We start from the raw sequence: 6000 nt of genomic DNA on the forward strand, positions 1-6000 counted from the left end.
AGACAAGCCCGCACTGCTGCGGATCCCTCGCCGACCGCAGCGGCGGCTCGCTTCACGCTCCCGCTGCGTACATCACCGACACAGAACACGCCGGGCATGCTGGTTTCGAAGGGTAGCGGCATGCGGTGGTCAGCCGGGAGAGCGACGTCCCGTCCGGTCAGCAGGAAGCCGTCGGGATCCATCGCCGGCTGCTGCGCGAGCCGATCCGTACGCGGTGCGGCACCGATGAACACGAACACGGCGCTGACCGCCACGATGGAGCGCCGCCGGCTCGTGCGGTCCACTGCATCGAGTCCCGTGATCCCGGAGTCAGCGGGCATACCGACCACCCCCGTTGGTACCTGTTGGTACCTGCACACGGACCCTCGGGTCGGCGGTGATCGCGTCGATCAGACAGCTCGACATCGACCATCGAATGCTCAAGATCGCCTCCTCGGACCAGGAGGTACACCGGCTCAGGTACACCGGCTCAGACGTTCGGGCCAAGAACAGTGCCGCTCGGCCTGCCGAGTCGCGCCGCCGACCACTGCCACGGGCCGTCCGTCCGAGTACGTCGCCTCGACGGCCGTGGCACGACGGCCGGTCCTTCACTGCTCGCGATGTCGCAGCCCGGTGCCGACGCGTGCCGAATACTCCGATCCACCAGCTGCCGGCTTCTTCAGCTGGTCCCCGGACAGCCGCCACACCGGGGCCCACTCCACATTTCTCGCCCCGCACAGGATCGTCCACGGGGGGCCTTCTTTCGCCTGGGCCCTGAGCAAGCTCCTGGCATCGGTCCATCCTGGGCGGGAGTGGTCAGCCGCTCCGTATCCCGATGGGCCGATCGCAGTGACGGTGGCGCCTGCGACCGCGCCGTGCACGATCGCGTGGGCGTCAGGCGAGTGCGCCTTCGGCGGAGTGGACAGCGCGCAGGGCGCGCTCGATCGTCTCCTGGTTCTCGCCGACTGGGGACACGTAGTCGAGGACGTCGCGTGCTGCGTCCTCCCCGAGCGTGCGAGTGATCACCCAGGTGGCCAGGTACTGGGACGCCAGGCAACCGCCCGCCGTGGCGATGTTCCCCTCTGCGTGAAACGGCTCGTCGAGCACAGGGATGCCGCGAGCTTCGACAAAGGGCCGGGTCTTCCTGTCCGTGCACGCCGGCATGCCGTCCAGGAACCCCAGGCGGGCGAGCACCAGAGCGCCGGAGCACTGGGCGCCGATGAGCTGGCGCGACGAATCGAGCCGCAGCTCGGATATCAGCTGCTCGTCGGCCACCACCTCTCGCGCCTTCACGCCGCTGCCGATCAGCACGACGTCGGCCTCGGTAACGAACTCCATCGGGCGCTGCCCCGTCACCTCGACGCCGTTCATCGACGTGACCACGGGTGTCGGCGTAGTGATGAGCGCTTCCAAGCCATCCCCGCGGCATCGGTTGATCAGCGCGGAAGCGATGAAGCTGTCGAGTTCGTTGAACCCGTCGAAGGTGACCACCGCTACCTGCATCGCAACTCCTTCACGTACGGCATCCGCGCCATCAGCAGTCTCCCCGGGGCCGCCCGTTCCGGACGAGGGCCAATCTGCTGCCGGTGGCCTGCCGACCATCGCTCGAGCGCCTGCCCACATCAGGTCCCGACGCACGGCTCCCGGACCGATCAGGCGATCCTCGCCCCTCCCCCGGCTCCCCGAGGCCCTCCGGCCCGGCTGCACGCATGCGTCAGTCGGCGGACAAGGGCGGTCGCGTCCACGGCAAGTGCCTCGTCCTCCTCCGCCGCGACGTTCGACTGTGAAGAGGAGCCGGTCCCGGTCTCCTGCAGAGCGATGCCATCACGACGGCAGTTCGGTCCCTGCCTGCTCGCGCACCATGTACTGGGCGTACCAGTCCGGCCAGTTCTCGTCCTCCGCACCGATGCGGCTCTCGTGCTCCCCGTGCGCGGCCGCGGCACGGCGCAGGGCGCTCGCCAGGTCCTCGGCAGAGGCGAACGTCGTGGTCGCGGGATCGAGGCGTCCCGGAAGCCGGCTGATGACCTCCTGCAGAAGCCAGCCGTTGCCGTCCGGGTCGCTGAAGGACAGAAACGACCTGTAGCTGGTCCGCTGTGGATCCGGTCCTGGCACCCGGGCCTTTGTCCCGGCGTGGTGGAAGACGCCGCCGGCGTCGCGGAACACCGCGCTCGGCTCGGCGCCGAGCCGATCAAGCTCAGCGTGTGCGGCATTGATGTCGTCCACGATCAGGTGCAGGCCCTGAGCTGAGCCCGGTGCCTGGGACGTGACCGAGGTGCCGAAGATGACCGATGCCGGTGAGCCCGGCGGCGTCACTTGCACTACCCGGAAGTTCTCGTCCGGGGCGACGTCCGCGTCCAGTCTCCAGCCCAGTCGCGTGGAGAAGCTCTTGGCCCGGTCGACGTCGGACACCGGCACCACCACGACTTCAAGTTTCATGTCCATTGACTGACACCTCCTGGGTGCGTACGAGATGCCGTGACGACGGGACTCGCAACGCCGGACGCGGGCCACGCCCGGGGGGGCCGGTCGGCGGCCTGGGCTACCCGGGCGGCGATGCGTGCCACGCGCTCGGCTCCGTCCGGCATTGCGAGGCCTCCTGGGGCCTCCGCGGCCCTCAGGCGTGATCGCGTGGGCTGTCGGTGTCCGGGCAGCGGGCCCGAAGCGAACTGTGTGCATCAGCAGACGCGGGTGGCGGACATGGGCATGGCCGTGGCCGGCAGGCGGCTACGGGCTGTCTCTGACGGCGCCGGAGGCGAGTCGGGTGAGCAGCCAGAAGGTGATCGCGGTGCCGGTGCCGTAGGCGACGTGTGCGCCGAGATCCCAGACCAGGACCTTTGTGTCGTACTGCCAGATCGGCCTGTAGAGCCCTGCGATCGGCAGGGTGACGTAGTCACCGGCGAACACCGCGGCACCCAACGGCACGCCATGGACAGGGGAAGGTCTGGGCAGCGATCCGGCCACGATGCCATAGGCGGCGCCCGCAGCTGAGCCGTAGGCCCAGTGAGCGATGGTGCTCGTGAGCCAGGCGGACCCCTCAGGAAGCCGGCGCTGGGTGAAACCCTCGATGACCCGCTTCGCCACCTGCCCCGGATCGGGGGCCTTCTCCCAGCTTTCGACCGGCGCGAATTCCCAGGCGAGTGGGCTGTCCGTCCCGCCTGAGCGACGGTACTTCAGGTAGTGGACGGCATCCAGACACACCGTTCCCACCGCCCCGGCCAGCAGGCCGGCCGTGACCGCCGCGAGGGGAGTCAGCGGGTTTCTTCGGGAGCGCATGACGCAATCTCCATGTCGGTCAGGGCCGAAACGATGACACCCTTCCTTACCCGGGCCGCGGCGCACAGGCATACCGCCCGCATCGAGTATCCGGCGGCCGGCGAACGTCCGCGAGCGCAGGCGGCGAGGGACCGTGGGTGCATGCGGGGCGACGTGCAGATTCGTTTCGTGACTGCCGTCACCCACGCTCGACGCGAGCATCGGCCGTGTCGTTGAGTGATGCCCTGCCGACAGATGGTTATCGTCCCTACGGGGTCCGCGGTTACTCGCCTACGTCCAAGGGTGCGGACAGCTGATGCACAGGCGTGTGGCTCCTGCGAACAGCCGACCCCCGCAGGCGAATCCCGACAGCGCAGGGCCGTATTTCCATTGGAGTTCCATGACCTCGGCAGGTTCCGGGCAGCGGCAAGCGCTCGCGCGCGCATTTGCTGTGGCGCGTCATGGGCGGTTGTGGCTGGTGCCGACCATCCTGTGCGCGCTGGTGGCGCTGTTCCTGACGCTGCTCTACATGGGCGGCATCCTCGACCCGAACGGAAATCTGCACCGATTGCCGATCGCCCTGGTCGACACGGACCAGGGGCCGCCGCTGCCCGGACAGCAACAGGCCCTGGGCGCGCAGATGAGCCGGTCGGTCGTCGCATCGACCCCAGCGGGCACCGTGCAGTGGCGTCGGCTCAGCCAGGCGCAGATGCAGGACCAGCTGGCGTCGGGCCAGGTCTACGGCGCCCTGGTCATCCCAGCCGACTTCACCACTTCGGTGGCGGCGCTGACGACGCCCCGAGCCTCGGCGCGGCCCTCCCTCACGGTCCTGACCAACCCCGGGCTGGGCAGCCTCGGCTCCTCCCTGGCCAGTCAGATCACCCAGCGTGCGGCTCACCAGGCATCCCTGACCATCGGCCGGCAGTTGACGACCCAGGCATCCAGCCAGGGCGCCGACGCCAGGACTCGTACGCTGCTGGGCGACCCGATCGGTGTCACCGTTCGGGTGGGCCACCCCATCGGCAGGCACAGCGGCCTCGGCCTGAGCGCCTTCTACTTCACCCTGCTCCTGGTGCTCACCGGGTTCGTGGGCGGAAACATCATCAACAGCGGGGTCGACGCGGGCCTGGGCTATACGGACAACGAGATCGGCCCGTGGCACACCCGGCGGCCGACGGTGCCGATCAGCCGCACACAGACGCTGCTGCTGAAGATGCTCATGACCGCGGGAATCACCGTGCTGACCACCAGCCTGTTGATGATCGCCGCAATCACGATTCTGGGCATGGACGCATCGCACCTGCCGCTGCTGTGGATCTTCTCCTACTGCGCCAGCCTGGCCGTGGGCCTGGGGGTGCAGGCCATCAACGCGGCCTTCGGCGGGATCGGCCAGGTGGTGTCCATGTTCGTGTTCATCGCCCTGGCCCTGCCGTCCTCGGGTGCGACGATTCCCCTCCATGCCGTTCCGGGCTTCTACCGCTTCCTGGCACTGTTCGAACCGATGCGGCAACTCAGTGACGGCGTGCGATCCATCCTCTACTTCGACGCCCGGGCCGACGCCGGCCTGACCCGCGGCTGGTCCATGATCGCCATCGGCGTTGTCCTCGCCCTGCTGTTCGGGTTCGCCATGACCCTCTACTACGACCGCAAAGGGCTGCACCGCCTGACCGCGCGGCCTTCCGCACAACCCGGTGAGACAGCGTGATCGGCCCCGAACCGCCCGAGAGTGGGCACACCGTACAGCCGTCGAACAAGAAGCTGCGTCGGCCACCTGCGACTACCAGGTCCCACAGCACACGCGGCAACCTGTCGAGGGAGTGCAAGCACGTGGAGCGTTCAACAGCCGGTGCGAGCCTTTGGCCCTGCCGCACCGCGGTCCGCCGGGCCTGGGTCAGTTGGCCTCCCACCAGCGGTTAGTGACGTCAGCACGGGTGTCGGCCTCCCAGGCGAAGTGGCCGGAGTCGCATGCTGTTGGTCAGGCGCATGCCCAGTTACTCCGCGTCCTCTGTGCGCATGACCGCGTCGTTGCGCCCGGGCGATCGCACGCCAGCCCGGTGCACGGCGATTCACCCGCCGGCGGCAGTCCTGAAGGCGCGGCGGCCAGGAAACCCCCCTTCGGACATCCATACCGCACGTCCAGTGGGCGGCCCGGTATGGCCGCCTGTCCGGGCGGCCACAAAACGGACCACCAGGGCGACCATCCGAACACCCATCCCTCCAGCTCGTCGTCCCTCGACTTACGGCAGAAGCGCCACGCGCTCGAATCGAGTCCCGCAACCGGGCTCACTCAACGGAGTCATCATGGCGTTCGCCTATTCCTCGATCCGGACTCGACTCGAAGACGGCGTTCTGTCCGCCACCCTCGACGCCGGCCCACTCAACCTCCTCGGTGTCGATCTCGTTCGTGACCTGGTCTCCCTCGTCGACACGCTGGACGACGACCCCGCCGACGTGCGCGTCGTCGTCATCGACAGCGCGTCGCCGGACTACTTCTCAGCCCACGTGGACCTCACCGCGGTCCCTCCGTACACCGCGGAGGCGGCCAAGGCGGGCGGACCCGGTGACGCCTCACTCGGGATGTTCTTGCACAGACTGTCGCGCGTTCCTGTGATCACCATCGCCAAGGTGCGCGGCCGTGCCCGCGGCGGCGGCAACGAACTCGCGCTGGCCTGCGACATGACCTTCGCGTCGCGTGAGAACGCGGTCTTCGGTCAGTTCGAGTGCGGAACCGGCGCCCTGCCCGGCGCGGGGGGGGGGGGGGGGGGGGGG

5 protein-coding genes are annotated in these 6000 nt (G+C 68.8%); 2 read left to right on the top strand and 3 right to left on the bottom strand.

Translation table 11 applies throughout. The features are described from left to right. Window positions 1–873: 873 nt before the first annotated feature. From Sri02f_RS01660 to Sri02f_RS01670, 3 genes are all read right to left on the bottom strand, one after another. Window positions 874–1482, bottom strand: coding sequence for a DJ-1/PfpI family protein (locus tag Sri02f_RS01660; protein ID WP_108999230.1), 609 nt, complete (start codon window positions 1480–1482; stop codon window positions 874–876). Between the two features lie 321 nt (window positions 1483–1803). Then, the gene (locus Sri02f_RS01665; protein ID WP_307721019.1) at window positions 1804–2415 is read right to left on the bottom strand and encodes a VOC family protein; all 612 of its coding nucleotides are present in this window, start codon (window positions 2413–2415) and stop codon (window positions 1804–1806) included. Between the two features lie 288 nt (window positions 2416–2703). Continuing rightward, complete coding sequence (locus tag Sri02f_RS01670; protein ID WP_108999232.1) at window positions 2704–3252, bottom strand: hypothetical protein; 549 nt, start codon at window positions 3250–3252, stop codon at window positions 2704–2706. Window positions 3253–3631: 379 nt separating this feature from the next. Between Sri02f_RS01670 and Sri02f_RS01675 the strand changes: the two genes are divergently transcribed. Together Sri02f_RS01675 and Sri02f_RS41035 are read left to right on the top strand one after the other, a co-directional pair. Next, complete coding sequence (locus tag Sri02f_RS01675) at window positions 3632–4936, top strand: YhgE/Pip domain-containing protein (RefSeq protein WP_245970311.1); 1305 nt, start codon at window positions 3632–3634, stop codon at window positions 4934–4936. Between the two features lie 596 nt (window positions 4937–5532). After that, window positions 5533–6000: enoyl-CoA hydratase/isomerase family protein (locus Sri02f_RS41035; RefSeq protein WP_167467462.1), on the top strand; the 468-nt coding region annotated here is incomplete at its 3' end.

Source organism: Streptomyces rishiriensis, assembly GCF_003112535.1.
Lineage (GTDB): Bacteria > Actinomycetota > Actinomycetes > Streptomycetales > Streptomycetaceae > Streptomyces > Streptomyces rishiriensis.

Bases quoted from the DNA above. Each gene is read 5' to 3' on its own strand.
- Sri02f_RS01675 (WP_245970311.1), top strand. From the start codon at position 3,632: ATGACCTCGGCAGGTTCCGGGCAGCGGCAAGCGCTCGCGCGCGCATTT.
- Sri02f_RS01670 (WP_108999232.1), bottom strand. From the start codon at position 3,252: ATGCGCTCCCGAAGAAACCCGCTGACTCCCCTCGCGGCGGTCACGGCC.
- Sri02f_RS01665 (WP_307721019.1), bottom strand. From the start codon at position 2,415: ATGAAACTTGAAGTCGTGGTGGTGCCGGTGTCCGACGTCGACCGGGCC.
- Sri02f_RS01660 (WP_108999230.1), bottom strand. From the start codon at position 1,482: ATGCAGGTAGCGGTGGTCACCTTCGACGGGTTCAACGAACTCGACAGC.